Annotated in this window: 15 protein-coding genes; 5 read left to right on the top strand and 10 right to left on the bottom strand. The window is 35.7% G+C overall.

The window, feature by feature from the left end; all coding sequences use genetic code 11:
* The first annotated feature begins 30 nt into the window (after window positions 1–30).
* Window positions 31–555 (top strand): hypothetical protein, encoded by a 525-nt coding sequence (locus D1Z92_RS09790; RefSeq protein ID WP_128895488.1) that lies wholly within the window; start codon window positions 31–33, stop codon window positions 553–555.
* A gap of 69 nt (window positions 556–624) precedes the next feature.
* A complete protein-coding gene (locus tag D1Z92_RS09795) occupies window positions 625–1143 on the top strand; it encodes an ATP/GTP-binding protein (RefSeq protein WP_128895489.1) in 519 nt (172 codons plus the stop codon).
* 103 nt (window positions 1144–1246) lie between these two features.
* Here the strand turns inward: D1Z92_RS09795 and D1Z92_RS09800 are convergent, their stop codons facing one another.
* Window positions 1247–2005 carry a serine hydrolase gene (locus D1Z92_RS09800; protein ID WP_128895490.1) on the bottom strand — a complete coding sequence of 253 codons (759 nt, stop codon included), beginning with the start codon at window positions 2003–2005 and terminating at the stop codon, window positions 1247–1249.
* 660 nt (window positions 2006–2665) lie between these two features.
* Between D1Z92_RS09800 and D1Z92_RS09805 the strand changes: the two genes are divergently transcribed.
* Entirely contained in the window at window positions 2666–3025 is a 360-nt protein-coding gene (locus D1Z92_RS09805; protein WP_128895491.1) for a ubiquitin-like protein, read from the top strand.
* A 216-nt stretch (window positions 3026–3241) separates the two neighbouring features.
* Here the strand turns inward: D1Z92_RS09805 and D1Z92_RS09810 are convergent, their stop codons facing one another.
* Together D1Z92_RS09810 and D1Z92_RS09815 are read right to left on the bottom strand one after the other, a co-directional pair.
* On the bottom strand, window positions 3242–4465 hold the full coding sequence (locus tag D1Z92_RS09810; protein ID WP_128895492.1) for a serine hydrolase domain-containing protein: 1224 nt from the start codon (window positions 4463–4465) through the stop codon (window positions 3242–3244).
* 27 nt (window positions 4466–4492) lie between these two features.
* Window positions 4493–5569: a M23 family metallopeptidase gene (locus D1Z92_RS09815; RefSeq protein WP_128895493.1), complete on the bottom strand. Its 1077-nt coding sequence runs from the start codon at window positions 5567–5569 to the stop codon at window positions 4493–4495.
* Between the two features lie 324 nt (window positions 5570–5893).
* On the opposite strand from D1Z92_RS09815, the gene D1Z92_RS09820 reads away from it, so the two are divergent.
* Window positions 5894–6499, top strand: coding sequence for a cupin domain-containing protein (locus tag D1Z92_RS09820; RefSeq protein ID WP_128895494.1), 606 nt, complete (start codon window positions 5894–5896; stop codon window positions 6497–6499).
* Window positions 6500–6541: 42 nt separating this feature from the next.
* Here the strand turns inward: D1Z92_RS09820 and D1Z92_RS17310 are convergent, their stop codons facing one another.
* Window positions 6542–6709, bottom strand: coding sequence for a hypothetical protein (locus D1Z92_RS17310; RefSeq protein ID WP_164931552.1), 168 nt, complete (start codon window positions 6707–6709; stop codon window positions 6542–6544).
* 258 nt (window positions 6710–6967) lie between these two features.
* Between D1Z92_RS17310 and D1Z92_RS09825 the strand changes: the two genes are divergently transcribed.
* Complete coding sequence (locus D1Z92_RS09825; RefSeq protein WP_128895495.1) at window positions 6968–7570, top strand: class I SAM-dependent methyltransferase; 603 nt, start codon at window positions 6968–6970, stop codon at window positions 7568–7570.
* 100 nt (window positions 7571–7670) lie between these two features.
* Here D1Z92_RS09825 and D1Z92_RS09830 read toward each other — a convergent pair whose 3' ends face one another.
* From D1Z92_RS09830 to D1Z92_RS09855, 6 genes are all read right to left on the bottom strand, one after another.
* The gene (locus D1Z92_RS09830; protein ID WP_128895496.1) at window positions 7671–8951 is read right to left on the bottom strand and encodes an MFS transporter; all 1281 of its coding nucleotides are present in this window, start codon (window positions 8949–8951) and stop codon (window positions 7671–7673) included.
* Window positions 8952–9334: 383 nt separating this feature from the next.
* The gene (locus tag D1Z92_RS09835) at window positions 9335–11032 is read right to left on the bottom strand and encodes a multicopper oxidase family protein (RefSeq protein ID WP_128895497.1); all 1698 of its coding nucleotides are present in this window, start codon (window positions 11030–11032) and stop codon (window positions 9335–9337) included.
* Between the two features lie 46 nt (window positions 11033–11078).
* A complete protein-coding gene (locus D1Z92_RS09840) occupies window positions 11079–11285 on the bottom strand; it encodes a hypothetical protein (protein ID WP_128895498.1) in 207 nt (68 codons plus the stop codon).
* Complete coding sequence (locus tag D1Z92_RS09845; protein ID WP_128895499.1) at window positions 11282–12658, bottom strand: sensor histidine kinase; 1377 nt, start codon at window positions 12656–12658, stop codon at window positions 11282–11284. Before D1Z92_RS09845 ends, D1Z92_RS09840 begins: the two co-directional genes overlap by 4 nt.
* Window positions 12658–13356 (bottom strand): response regulator transcription factor, encoded by a 699-nt coding sequence (locus tag D1Z92_RS09850; protein ID WP_128895500.1) that lies wholly within the window; start codon window positions 13354–13356, stop codon window positions 12658–12660. The genes D1Z92_RS09845 and D1Z92_RS09850 overlap by 1 nt, the downstream gene beginning before the upstream one ends.
* Window positions 13357–13396: 40 nt before the next feature.
* Window positions 13397–14566 carry a F510_1955 family glycosylhydrolase gene (locus tag D1Z92_RS09855; protein ID WP_128895501.1) on the bottom strand — a complete coding sequence of 390 codons (1170 nt, stop codon included), beginning with the start codon at window positions 14564–14566 and terminating at the stop codon, window positions 13397–13399.
* Window positions 14567–14669 lie beyond the last annotated feature (103 nt).

Here is a 14669-nt window from a genome sequence, read left to right on the forward strand (position 1 = left end):
GTGATGAGAACATAAGGGGTTGAACTAGATATGGACAAATGGTTGAAACTAACGATATGGATCGTTTTCATATTGGCAATTTCTTTGGTCAGTTTTTTAATTACTTTATCTAATGCTCCCCCTTCAAAAAAAGTTGTAGCTGATTTAGCCCATGCAGAAAAAGACGAATTAAATGAAATTGGATTTGTAGAAACAGAATGGAACACCTGCCATCCAGACAACTATGCTTACTTTGACGATCAATATATATACATTGTAAAGTTAGATCGATTTAAGCATAAAAGTTGCAGAGATGATATTATAAAAATTTCTGCCCAGCAACCTATCCTTGAAGCTGATCTTCCAACTGTTAAGCAAATAGAGTCATTCATAAAAGAATACACCCTTCTCTCCAAACACAAAGTCATTTACAATCACAGTGGAACCGATGAGAAAGAAGCTTGGTTTTTCAAGGTACAAGATGATAGATCTGACAAGAGAATTGTATTTATAGAAGAAAAAAATTTAGATAATATCATTTTTCATAAAAATGTTGATCTCATTGTTGATTTTTAACATGGGACATGGACAGTGTATACTTGATGCAAAATCTAAAATACATATAATCAAAAAAAGGAGATATACATGAAAATAGCGATAATGGGTGCACATAGAACGGGAAAGACTACGTTAGCAGAGCATTTGAGTAAATCACTTGCACATTTTGAACTGATAGAAGAACCATATTATCAATTAGTATACGAAGGACATTCCTTTCCTGAAACACCTTCCATAGATGATTATATTTTGCAATTCAACTTGTCTGTAGAGCAAATTACCAGTCATACAGGAAATGTGATTTTCGACAGATGTCCTATTGATTTGCTTGCATATATTCAAGCTCAAAACGAATGTGATCATGATGATTTACAATCCTTGCATCGAGAAGTGGAAAGTGTAATACATGACATTGATCTTTTTGTTTTTGTGCCCATTGAAAGGCCTGATTTGATCGGATGCTCTGATTTTCCCGAACTTCGAGAAGAAGTAAATAATTTGTTGTACGATTTGATGGGAGACTTTGATATCGAGACAGTGACAGTTCAAGGCTCCTTAACGGAGCGAAGTAAGCAAGTGATGGATAAAATGAAGAAGATACAATAAACAATCTGTAACATCTAGATGGATGTTTATTCTAGGAATTACAATACTGGCAAGGTAATCACTAACCCCTGTCAACGGGAAATAAAAGTACAAATACTACTATTTATTGCTGTTTATACTCCTGATAAAGTAAAGTCATTACTTCAGCAATCTTCTTGTCAGCTATCTGACTATTATATCTATCTGGTAAATTGGTCGCGCCTAATGCAAAGATATAAGGGTTTTTATTGAAGTCGCCCATGATACCTATATCAACTACAACATTTTTTAAGCCGCCTGTCATATGGTTTAGATGGTGTATCGGAATTTGATTTATACCTCCCCTTTGTCTCACAAGGCCGTTTATTATAGGTGTCCATATCAGTGGTTGTGTTTGATAACCTTTGTATATGTGTATCATCAACTCTAGCATTTGATCCAGTTGTGCCTTGTTTTCCATGTCTCTTGCGTTTTCACATATTTTAATTGTTGGAAAGTAGAATTGAATGTATTGATTTAATTTTTCCCATCCACCACAAAAATTAACAATACATTTAGCAACATTACTATCATGACAAGCAATCATCACTTCAATTCCTTCACTTAAAGTAAGTGAACTCCTATTTTGCAAATGGGGATACAGTTCAATGCTATCTTCTTCTGTGTTAAAAGAAATATCTTTAAGTATATCGGTCCAACTTAACAAATCTTCACTTACCCATTTTGTAATACAAAATGCTATTGCCACTTTTGCTGATGATGCTAGTGGAACTACAATGTCATGATTTAATGTAAGTTTATGCTGCTGTTCTTTAGTTGAATATATAGCTAATCCTACTTGTCCCTTATCTATTTCGCGTAGTTTATGTACCACTCTATCCACTGTTTTCACCTACCAGTCTTTTCATTAGTATTTTTTAAACTTGTCTTTTTTTCATTTTTTTGATATGGGTTAAGAATAATACAAAAGAATAATCTTTGCAAAACACATGTAAATATATCTAAAATCTTTTAGGACTTCCCTACCGTATATACTACTTTATTTAAATGTGATACAAACAAAAATGACAGGTCTTTAAACCGCCATTCTCAAATTCTATTTAATCAATAAACAAGCAAATTGGAGTTTCTAACCAATGATGAGAACGTGTGAAGATAATTAATGAAGCACATAGCTTTTGAATAACTACGATACCATAATTACAATTAAATCGGAAATTTACAGAAAATTTAACGAATTATATTGTAATTACAAAAGTATATGTTATAATTTTATTTAAATGAACAATTAATTAAGTTTTACTCAAGGAGGTGAAATTCATGTAAAAGCAAAAGAATGAATAGATGGAAGGTTCCCTTAGAACATTAAAACAACAAAGGTTATTATTTAGACAAGCAATTTGAGAATTGTAGAACATGATATGATGTTACATTTGAAAGAGATCTCGCGAAATTTTTTTATTAGTAATAGTGTAATACTATTGGCAATGTTATAGCTCGTGTTAATGAAACAATTAAATTAAACTAAAAAGGTGGAATTCATATGAAATTAAAAGGAATGAAATTAATTACTATTTTATTATCAAGTATTCTTTTGTTGTCAAGTACTGCTGTTTTTGCTGAAAACTCCAATCCAAATAAGGATAAAATATCTTCTGCTGAAGAGTTTGGAGGTAGGCATTTTTATATTAATATAAAAACTATTTCAGGAAAAACAATTCGATTGGGTGTTATTCATGGTTCTACTATACGTGAAGTTAAATACGATCTTGCTTGGAAAGAAGGATTAAACCCAGATAGTATAACCCTTATTTTTGCAGGTAAAAAACTAGAAGATGATAGGACAGTTGAAGATTATAATATTCAAAAGGAATCAACTTTACATCTTGTGCTAAGGATCTAGATGAATTTAAATTATTGATTGTAACCATTACAAGCTAAATCTTGATTTTGCAGAGAAGTTTGATTAGTAACAATACCATTTTATTCAACAAAATTATTTGAATGTGCTATATTGAAAATCCTGCAGGTGCAACAGCACCTGTGGGTCGGCACAGCAGATATAAAAAAATGACGGACTATGAATCCGTCAAGTTACCTTTATATGATACCTAATGGCTTATAAGGAGAGGTATTCTTTCTTTAAATTTGGTATTTCTACAGTTAATGGATTGCCTGTTATGATTTCAAAAATCCCTTGGAAAATCAAATCATCAGCACCTAAAAAGTTATGATCAATGCGATTTTGAATCGTCACAATACCATATTCTCCGTTACTCCATAATCTAGTATAGAAACCGAATGTCCCTCCATCGTGAGTAAATGTGTTATCTTCCACAAGCCAACCAAATCCGTAATTTAAGTTTGTACCTTCTATTTCTATTCCAGGAGCGTGCATTTGTTCTACACCTTCCTCTGACAATACACGGTTATCTTTATAAACACCGTTGTTCATTTGTGCTATGAGATAATGTGTCATATCTTCTGCACTAGCATTCAAAAGACCGGATGGTTTAAATGTCCGTTCGTTCATATCTTTAATCGGGATAGGAGGACCAAGTGTTGTATTATAAGGAGTTGGTAAACCATTTTCAATGGCATCTGCTCGATAAGTATAACTGTTGTTCATTTCTAGTGGCGTAAAAATATGTTCTTCTACGTACTGTTCGTAAGATTGATCCGTCACAGCTTCAATGACTGCTCCTAGAATACTATAATTGAGATTCGCATATTGATAAACTTCACCTACAGGTTGGGCTAATTCAATCTTATCTAAATGCTTAATATGCTCAGAAATAGACAAACCTGTGTCATTAATGGAATGCTCCAGTATGAAGTCACTTTCGTTTCCTTTATGTGATGGGTCTCTCGATATACCACTCGTTTGAAGTAACAAATGACGAACCGTTATTTCTTTGGAGGCTTTTTTATCTGCTAACTTAAATTTAGGTAAATATTGTTGTACTGGTGTATCTAAATCTATTAATCCTTCTTCTACTAATTGCATAACCGCCAGTGCGGTAAAAGATTTGCTGGTAGAACCTATTGTAAACGGCGTTTGAGCGGTAACAGCTGTTTCGTCTGCTCCAGAAATACCATAACCTTTTGTATACAGAATTTGATCCCCTTTTACAATGCCTATCGCTGCTCCTGGAATTTGCATTTTATCCATTGCCTCTTCCACAAAGGCATTGATTTGTTCTATGTCTAGTTCACTGTTTGTATCTGTTTCCGCATTTGTCACAGGTGTATGTACCATGGTGAAGATTAAGGTACATAGTAAGGCGATGATAGTTGCCGTCTTAATGTTCATATTAAATTTTGATTTTGTTTTTATGATCATGTTTGAACCGCTCCTTTTTTATTAGAGTTATTGCATGTCCTGCTCATGATTGCACGGATTTTCCGATGTTGGTTTTTTCACAAATTGTCCACCAACAAGCTCATCAAAATCATTCCAATTCAATCGAATTGACTTTCCTTCGTATATGTCAGCATCATCAGATACTTGAAAATGAAGATGTGGTGCCATAGATTGTCCAGAGTTACCTACCTGTCCAAGCAAGTCGCCTACACTCACTTGATCGCCAACGTTTACCGCTAAGGATCCTTGTTTTAAATGGAGATAATAGCTGTATTCGTTATTTCCATGATCAATCACCACATGATTTCCTAGTATTTGAGTATTATTGATTTCACCAGGGACGTTATCTACAATACTATTTTCCACCACTACGACCGTTCCTGCTGCTGGTGCAATGACCTCTTCGCCATATGCATAATAACTTTCGTTCTTTTGTGCATCTCCTTCGTATGTTTGATGCTCTTTTACAATAGTGAAGTCATAGGCGTAACGATTTAAATTGGAAACGCCATAATGTTTGTTATCGATTGCGTTTGTTCCCCCATGAAGAACGTACCATTCTTCGGACAAAGGAAGGGAAAATGATGTTGTTGTCCGCTGTTGATCGGTATCGCTAAACTGCTGGCCAGATAGAATATAAAAGTTGGTGGTGAGTTTCTGCTCATCATCAAAGTGAGTATGTAATACCCTCGATTCTGCATCATCACTCCACACATATGTTGTTGTTCCATCTAGCGTCGTTGTTTTTCGTAGATGATAGTCCTCCACTCCATGATTTAAATAAAATAACATTCCACTCCATACTTCTAAAGGTAACCACTGTTTGACTGTGTCTGAAAATTGTGTATACGTCTTTTCATCCTTACCGTCTAACATCGCCTGTATAAACTCATGTGGTGACAAAGGGTTCTTTTTCTGCGCTTCTGCAATCTCTGTTTGTTGCATCGTTTCATTGGATTCTGTAGTCGTCTCTTCAGCTGCTATCGAGATATTTGCAGGACCTATCATGCTACTGCATAATGCTAGAGCCAGAGTGGAAGCGAATAACTTTTTCTTATTCAAAACAAATGATTTTTTAACCATGTGGACATCACATCTCCCTTTAATTATTTTAATGCGTTACAATATTACTTTATCTTTACTTCAATTAAAATATGCCTAGCATTCAAGTTTGTGAATAAGAGGTACTGTATTGGCTAGGGGGTTTATACTTATGAGTATAAGATGACACGCAAATAGTAACCATCGATTTACCTTTCATTTTCCTTACAATATTGTCACTTTTATTTTTTAAATCATATCATGCGTTAATATCACCTCCACCACTGCTTTACTGAACGAATGAAGCACTCATTCATCATCTATGCATAGACTAATGCTATAAATCATGAAGGGTTGGAGATGTGAATGTACCACCAGCATTACATGTATCCATATTATGCTGCTGGCCCCAATCGAGTTGTAAATACAACAGGACATCCGTATGCATTGCAACATGGTTACCTTGGTTACTGGTCGTACCCTTACCACAGGTACTATAATCCAAGATATTATGGTATTCGTTCCTCCTATGCAGCTCAAAGTATGTCGTTAAAAGACTACGGATCGAAACCATTTGTGTTCAACATTAATGAAGCTACGTTGCAAAACAATAATTTCCGTAAGGCCATATGGACAGGAGATTATTTACAAATGACGTTGATGAGCATCGGTGTTGGAGAGGATATTGGATTAGAAAAGCATCCTAATTTAGATCAATTTCTACGAATTGAGCAAGGACAAGGAATTGTTCAAATGGGAGAAGATAAAAATAATTTGAATTATGAGAAGAATGTATTTGATGATTACGCAGTATTTATTCCAGCTGGAACGTGGCATAACCTTACGAATACAGGGAATGTACCGATAAAACTTTACTCCATTTACGCTCCGCCGAACCATCCATTTGGCACGGTTCACGCGACGAAAGCCGATGCCATAGCAGCGGAAGCAGAATATGATGATCTTATTTGAATAGATCATCATTTTTTTAAATCGTAAAGTGAAAACTAGTTTTCACTTTTCTTCCTTCGTCTTATCTATGTATGTCATATGTTTTTGTAACCATGTGCCTAAGATATCCAATAATTGTTTGTCTATCGGTTGATCTACCTGTGATTTATATTCTTTCATTAAACCGAGCATCGTGTGTTGACCTTCATACTTTCGAAATATGTGATTCATATCAGGGATGATATGCTATTCTACTTCTTCATTTTCATTATTACATTTTTTGAAGTTGGTTTAATCTTGAATTCATTTAAATATTTTTCTTAATGTTTATAAATTCAAACTTATTCTTTAAAATAATTCTGTAAATTCAATAATATTAAACCTTTACATAAAGGTCGCAATAATCTAATATTATTATATAAACAGCGTTTTCAACAATTTATTGCATTTTTTATAAAAAACTATAACTAAAGAAGTGGAAGTGAAAAGATGGCCGTAGGTAAAAAAAGTACAGCAAAAGATTGGGATGAATCGTATAAAAATAAAATCCATTCATGGAACATAGATGGACCCTCACCAGAATTAGTAGCTACAATAGCATCTAATCCTTCTATCAGTAGAAACGGTACAGCATTAGATTTAGGATGTGGACTAGGGAACGAAGCAATGTTTTTAGCCGAGTGTGGATTGAAGGTGTATGCTGTTGATCATAGCGAGGAAGCTATAAAAATAGCAAAAAATAATTATAAACAAACGAATGGCGATATATCTTGGATATGTAGTTCCATTGAAAACTTACCTATTGCAGACAATTCCATTGATTTTGTAAATGATAGAGGTTGTTTTCATGTTATTTCATTGAAAGATAGGAAAACATATGTAAATGAAGTCCTTCGTGTACTAAAACCCAACGGTATTTTTCTTTTACGAGGTTCATCTATAAGTAGTGATCATTGGGAAGAAGTAAACGAAAATTCTATTCATTCACTTTTTAGCCCAGAGTTTTTTCAAATAAGTCCGATATATTCAATCAGAATATTTTCTGACGAAGGTGGAATTGCAGGGAACTTAGTATTAATCAAAAAAATTTAAATCATAAATACAAGCGAACTTAGATATTCATTCTATCTAAGTCCGTTTGTATTTGTCAGTCATTTTCTCATCACATTATTGGACTGTCTTTATTCTGATGCTACCCCTCTAAGGCAGTTTGACCTTCTATTTCTTCCGTTTTACTTTCTTCATTATTTCTCACAAGAGACGGTAATTTTATCGCATAGTAAAGGGATACGACTAAAAATAACGCAGCCAAAACAAAATAAATCACATCTACACTAGATATTATATTTGGGAAAGCAACAGCAATCGCACCTAGCATAATGGACTGAGATAACATCAACGATGGATCTATAAGACCTTCTACTCTACCTATATGTGTAGATTCAACGAGAGATAAAATCCAACCGCTAATGGCTATATTCATTGGTGCTAAAATAAAGCCCAATCCAAATGCAAAACACAAGTATACCCAAATTTCACTGGACAACGCTAGGAAAACGACAAGAATGGTTGTAATGAATAAACTAGCAATGATGATCTGATATGGTTTTACTTTTTTCATAAAAACCGCAGTCACCATGCTTCCTATGAAAATCCCAACTCCCAGACATATAGAAAATAATGCGGCGTACCACTCAAATTGTTCTGGTGCAAGTTTATACTTCATCGTAAACATAGGTAACACCGCGAAAGCACCATTGATCAAACCAAAAAGAAAGAAACCTGAAAGAATAGACAATAATAGCTTATTATTCCATACATACGAAACACCAGATTTAAAATCTTCCCAAGACGAACGAAAGCTTATATCTTTTAATTTATATTTACCGTTAGGCTGCCTTGCTTCTAATGGAACGTTACATGTCTGTATGAAAAAAGCAGAAGCAATAAAACTGAGCCCATCGATAACCAAAGCGCCTTGAATTCCTATCGTCCTATATGCAAGCGCTCCAAGACCAACACCGAATATCATAAAAATGCTATATACCATTTGGTTTAATCCTGCTGCTTGTTGATATGCTTCTTTGGAAACAACGCCTTGCACCATCCCTATCTCTGCTGGCATGAAAAATTTAGAAATGCCGGCACGGACAAATAGTAATACAAAAACGAGAAAGAGCCAGTTCATCATCACGGCTGCAATGAGTAATGCAGTTAGTCCTGCACGAATCCAATCACTATAGATGGCAATTTTTTTTCGATCTAATTTATCAGCAATGACGCCTACAAATAAGAAAACGAATATAGTAGGTAACGCATACATTAACTCAGCAAGCGTGGCCAGTCCAGGTTGTGAAGTAAATACATCTAGTAAATAAAATGCGATAGCAGCATTCCCGATAATGCTGCCCATTTGTGACAGAAATGAACCGCAAAAGAGCTTAACAAACTGTTTGTTTTTAAATAATTCCATAATATCCTCCCTAAAATATGATTATTATTTGGGTTGGTGTAATAACATAAAAGCACATAAATATGTAAATAAGATGATGTTTGTATTTTTAAATGATGTATAGCTTGTTTGTTCCTTCCTTTTATTTTTACCTCTTATTCTACTCCATATTTTGGCATCCTAAAATGGACTTTAGTCTAGTATATCCCTACTCTATTGTCTAGTTTATTTGTTAGGTATATACTTTGAATTATGGATAGCGGGAATTTGGATTGCCATCGGGCTAGATAACCTGTTCAGAGCGATTGCTTTGTGGATTCATGTACTATGACTGCTTCTATTTAAAAAATAAAAAGGAAGAGAAACAACATGGTTTCTCTTCCTAGATATATGCCCTTAAATTTTTATTCAGGTTGATTAGCAATCGTAGGATCTGCTTCGAAATCACCATAATCCTTATACTTTACTTCTGACACCATACCACTACTTGCATGATGCAACTCGTGACAATGAAATAACCAGTTCCCTGGATTATCTGCTGCAAATATGACTTCATACGTTTCATTCGGTCTAACATTAAGTGTGTCTTTTACAATAGGTGCACCTTGTATAGCTTCTCCATTTTTCGATACTACATGAAAGAATTGTCCGTGTAAATGCATCGGATGATCTGCATCTGAATTATTGACTATCGTTACTTTTACTATATCACCTTCTTCGACTCCAAACACTTCATGATCCGGACTTTGTTTATCATTTATCGTGAAGGTTTCGCCCCCATCATTTGTATCTAATGACATCGTATATTGTTTTGTAACTTCTCCAATATCAAGTTCTAACGCTTTGCCGTATTGGGTCATATCAAAATAAGATGAAGGTTCATTCATTTGTAGCGCTTCCTCTTCATATCCATTATAAACAAGTGGAATCGTCACGTTTAATTTATCTTTACTTTCTTCGGCATATACTTGTATGCCCCATGCACCAGCCTCGGTCATATTTATTTCCACGTCGTACCGTTCTGCTGGAGCAATACGTAATGCTACGTCCTTTAGTTCTCCGGGTTCATACACAGACTGTCCGTCATAATGTGTAACAGTAAACGCATGCCCAGGAATATGAATGACTTGTGTGAAAAGCCCTGCATTGACGAATCTTAATCGTATTTTATCATCTTCATTTACTAAAATCGGCTCAATAGCTGAAGCTGCTAGACCATTAATGATCATCGTATCATACATTTCTTTCATTAATTCTGCGTGGGACATTTCTGTCTGGGAGTCATGATGATCGCCGTCCATTTCCTCTGTATGCATATCACTATGCATATCCATGTTTTCATCCATCTCTGCACTCATTTCCTCATGCATATCCATATCCATGCCTTCGTGCATATCCTCACTCATTTCCTCATGCATATCCATATCCATGCCTTCGTGCATATCCTCACTCATATCTTCATGCATGTTCATATCCATGTCTTCGTGCATGTCCATATTCATACTCATTTCCATGGAACTAATTTCATCTATCATGATCGTCTTATCTATTGCCACTTCTTCCATGTCTCTAGGTTCAACAATAAGTGCGCCATACAATCCTTTTTCCACTTGTTCCGACCCATTTTGATGAGAATGATACCAGTACGTTCCATTTTCGCTGGCTACAAAGGAATAATCAAAGTATTCTCCTGGTATTATGGCGTTTTGTGTTACCCCTGGAACGCCATCCATCTCATTCGGAATCGGAAGACCATGAATATGCAAGGAAGTCAGGTCTGGAAGAGAATTTTGAAGTCTGATCGTGACATGATCTCCCTGTTTTACTTTGATCTCTGGACCAGGGAAACTCCCATTATACAACCATGCTTCATTCATTACTTCATCATTAAACATCCAATGGGATGGCTTGGCTTCTAACGTAATCATCGTTGTCTCTATTGTTTCCGTTTCTTCTGTGCCTGTTGTTGCAGTAGTTTCTGTCTCTGCTTCTTGTGATGAAGTGGATGATATTTTATCATTCGCTGGAGTTCCACAACTTGCTAATAATACGGATACCATCATCAAGGTAATCCATAATAACCCTACTTTAAAATTTTTCATGATCATTTCTTTCCTCTCTCTGTTGTCTCTTTTTTTTAGGTGAAAACTATTTTGTTCTATACCATTTCAACATAAAATAACCAAGACTGATGACAATAATCGGTGTTGTTGTCCACATACAAATGGTGATGAAAGCATGCCATATTGGAGTATGATTTTCATGATTTCCCATCATGAATGAAGGGGCTATAGCAAGACAAAAAATACCAGACAAAATAAACACACTAGCAATGACAATGTCTAATCTCTTCATGCTTCCATCTCCTTATTTGTTAGTGGGAAAATGATGCTGAATGTCGTACCTTCTCCATACGTACTTTCCACATGTACGGTACCGCCTTGCAGTTCCACAAGTTTTTTCACAATGGAAAGACCTAAGCCTGTTCCCCCATGTGCCCTAGATCGAGATTTTTCTACACGGTAAAATCGCTCGAAAATGTATGGTACATCTTCTTCAGCAATACCAATGCCGGTATCTGCAATGAACAAATATAACTGTTCATCATCATGTTTCATGGTTACAGTAATGGACCCTTTTTCTGTATAATGAATCGCATTATCTAACAGGTTGAATAAAATTTGACTCATTCTGTTTCCGTCAGCATAGAGCAGCGGTACTGGCTCTTCTTTTATGACGAGTGCTAATTTTTTCTGCTCCGCAGTATACGTTACTTTTTCAACCACACTCTCCATGACTTCACTAACATCTATCCATTCCAGTATGAGTGAAATCTTACCCTCTTCTAACTTAGATAAATCAAATAAATCATTCACGATTAGTCTCAGTCTTGCTGTTTCTTCTTCAATAATTTTTATCGTATGCTGCCGTTCTTCTGGCGACTGCTTTTCTTTTAATAAGCTGACGTAACCGTCCATATACGTTAATGGTGTTCGTAATTCGTGTGAGATGTTCGCTAAAAATTCTTTTCTTGTATCTTCTAATGTCTTCAATTTTCGACTTAGATCATTAATAGCGTGAGCAAGAGTGCCTAATTCGTCCTCTGATGAAGGGGTCAACACGACATTTAAATTTCCTTTAGCCATATCTCGTGTCACTTTTTCCATATGCAATAAAGGCATAGACACTTTACGAACGATAATGTAAGTGAAGCCAAGCGCAAGGAGTAATCCTCCTATACCTGTCACGAACAAAGAAGTTCTCACTTGATCCATGATCTCATCCACATCATCTGTAGAAGTGACCATGAATATAGCCCCTTCAAATTCGTTATGATTGTATATTGGACTAGCAATATAGCTTACATGTTCCTGCTGTCTTTTTATGATTTCATTCTGCTGTTGTAGTTGAAGCCAGTCTTCTTCTGTGATGATATCTAGTGAATCTAACGTGTTCTGCTCGTTCATAACGATCTCTCTAGACTCATCCAAATAAACTACCTGTTCGTGCACCATTTCCATGGCAACTTCTACTTTTTCTATAAACGTTTCTTCGTCCATTTGCGTACGCATATCCACTAACGTTATGACGTGCTGTTCCATTTCTTCATACGTCTTATTATTGTAAAATGTATAAAACAGTTGATCCACAACGTACCCTAACGGTAACAACACCAATAAAAGAATAGATACAACTAACATTCCAAGCTTGAAGACGATACTTTTCATTACGATTCCGTTCCTTTAATTTTATAACCAATTCCCCATACGGTTTGAATTGGATTGAAAGAGCAGCCTGCTTTTTTCAGCTTTTCCCGAACATTTTTAATATGCTGATCCACCGTTCTTTCATCACCTAGAAAATCTATTCCCCATATTTGCTCCAGTAACGACTCACGAGGAAACACTTTGTTAGGATGAAGAGCCAAATGATATAGAATGTCAAATTCTTTGGGCGTAACGGATACGAGTACATCATGCACATAGATCTCGTGTGCCTCTGTGTTGATCGTTATTTCTTTCAATTGAATGGTTTTCATCTTATCGTTTGGTTGATGATGAGATGCAGAACGGCGTATTAAAGCGTGAGCTCGTGCTAACAATTCATCTTTATCAAATGGTTTAGTCAAATAGTCATCTGCACCCATATTTAGCCCATATACTTTATCTTTTGTTTCACTTCTTGCTGTGAGAAAAAGTATAGGTACATCCTCATGTTCACGGATGTGTTGGCATAATTCCCATCCATCTATTTGTGGCATCATAACATCTAAAATAACGAGATCATAGGATGTTTCATTTATTTTTTGCAAAGCGTCAGCACCACCAGCTGCTTCTTCCACATGCCAGTTCTCGTTTGCAAGCAACTGAAGTAAAAGATCTCTCATCCTTTTTTCATCATCAACAACTAAAATGTTTTTACGCATATCCCATCACCATCATCCTGACTAAAATGAACTGTACCGTTTAAAATATAGCATCCCAAGCTTCCCCATTATTTTGTGTTACATATATATGTTTTTTGAACGTTGCAAAGGTCATTTCCTGTTCGTTTTCTGGATGAACAGCGATATATGCGATTGCGTCATCTGCGTCGATTTGCGGTATGTTCATTTGTACATTTTCCTTCGTTTGTGTATTGATTTTAAGTAGTTCCTTTGTATCATTGTATAATGCGGCATACAGATCTCCGTTACTATCAAAAGCAACAGAAGTAACTGGAACATCATCTACTAATGGTTCAAATTGTTGACCATAATTACCAGAATAAAAAGCACCTTGATCTGTAGCGACAACAACAACATGTTCTTGTGTTGGATGTGCTGCTATAAATGTCACTTCACCTGGTAGTCCTTCACTATCACTTTTTGTCCAAGTTGAAGCGTTATCGACACTATAGTACAGCCCTGTATCACTCATTTTAGCATTAGGAGCGGGATTATCAACATAGATAGCATGTGAAACATATCCAACACCCATGAGATGGAAATCAATTTCACCATATAAGCTTAGCGGTTCCAATGTACTGCCCTGATCCGTAACTTTCATTACCCCAAACGGATTTTTCATAGATGAAGTCAGTGCAGGATGTCCACTGCTGTAAAAACCATCATCTACTGCAGTAAAACCCATATAATCATGTGGCTCATCGTTATTAAGGCTACTCCACTTGTTATCTTCATATACTTTTATACCATCATGCGCTGCAACATAAATTCCCTCCCCTTTGTTTGCATATCCTAATCCGTGAATATGAGTAAGCGTCACTTCCTCACTGCCAGAGCTAGTATTTATCATGGATACGATACCCATACCAACAAACAATACGGAAGCTACTACGATAGTTGTAACGTACCTTTTATTCTTTTTATGAAGGACTGCCAGTTTCTGTTTTTTCTCCGCTTTTGTTAGTTTAGATATGTTGTTTCTATTCCATACCCACAATATCACCCCTATGGTAATCATCACTAAAGAAACGATTAACCCATAATCCAAAAAAGTATGAAGTGCCTGCTCTCTTTCATGTTCTTGCTCTGTTCCATGTGCATACATAGGTGCTGAAATACTTAAATTTACTCCCAAACTTGCTACTCCCATAAAGATAGAATGGAAAATGAATCTTTTCGTTTTACTCATTTACATACACAACCCCCTTTTCATTACTGCGCTTGGATTGTCAACAGAAAGCTAGACAACTTTTTTAAGGTCAGCTAGTTTATATTGAACAGGGCTCATGTAG

Source organism: Longirhabdus pacifica (assembly GCF_004115085.1).
GTDB classification, from domain to species: domain Bacteria; phylum Bacillota; class Bacilli; order Paenibacillales; family DSM-105158; genus Longirhabdus; species Longirhabdus pacifica.

What these genes read in the sequence shown, in the direction of transcription:
- D1Z92_RS09790 (WP_128895488.1), top strand. Translation starts at nt 31, where the DNA reads ATGGACAAATGGTTGAAACTAACGATATGGATCGTTTTCATATTGGCA.
- D1Z92_RS09795 (WP_128895489.1), top strand. Translation starts at nt 625, where the DNA reads ATGAAAATAGCGATAATGGGTGCACATAGAACGGGAAAGACTACGTTA.
- D1Z92_RS09805 (WP_128895491.1), top strand. Translation starts at nt 2,666, where the DNA reads ATGAAATTAAAAGGAATGAAATTAATTACTATTTTATTATCAAGTATT.
- D1Z92_RS09810 (WP_128895492.1), bottom strand. Translation starts at nt 4,465, where the DNA reads ATGATCATAAAAACAAAATCAAAATTTAATATGAACATTAAGACGGCA.
- D1Z92_RS09815 (WP_128895493.1), bottom strand. Translation starts at nt 5,569, where the DNA reads ATGGTTAAAAAATCATTTGTTTTGAATAAGAAAAAGTTATTCGCTTCC.
- D1Z92_RS09820 (WP_128895494.1), top strand. Translation starts at nt 5,894, where the DNA reads ATGTACCACCAGCATTACATGTATCCATATTATGCTGCTGGCCCCAAT.
- D1Z92_RS17310 (WP_164931552.1), bottom strand. Translation starts at nt 6,709, where the DNA reads ATGAATCACATATTTCGAAAGTATGAAGGTCAACACACGATGCTCGGT.
- D1Z92_RS09825 (WP_128895495.1), top strand. Translation starts at nt 6,968, where the DNA reads ATGGCCGTAGGTAAAAAAAGTACAGCAAAAGATTGGGATGAATCGTAT.
- D1Z92_RS09830 (WP_128895496.1), bottom strand. Translation starts at nt 8,951, where the DNA reads ATGGAATTATTTAAAAACAAACAGTTTGTTAAGCTCTTTTGCGGTTCA.
- D1Z92_RS09835 (WP_128895497.1), bottom strand. Translation starts at nt 11,032, where the DNA reads ATGAAAAATTTTAAAGTAGGGTTATTATGGATTACCTTGATGATGGTA.
- D1Z92_RS09840 (WP_128895498.1), bottom strand. Translation starts at nt 11,285, where the DNA reads ATGAAGAGATTAGACATTGTCATTGCTAGTGTGTTTATTTTGTCTGGT.
- D1Z92_RS09845 (WP_128895499.1), bottom strand. Translation starts at nt 12,658, where the DNA reads ATGAAAAGTATCGTCTTCAAGCTTGGAATGTTAGTTGTATCTATTCTT.
- D1Z92_RS09850 (WP_128895500.1), bottom strand. Translation starts at nt 13,356, where the DNA reads ATGCGTAAAAACATTTTAGTTGTTGATGATGAAAAAAGGATGAGAGAT.
- D1Z92_RS09855 (WP_128895501.1), bottom strand. Translation starts at nt 14,566, where the DNA reads ATGAGTAAAACGAAAAGATTCATTTTCCATTCTATCTTTATGGGAGTA.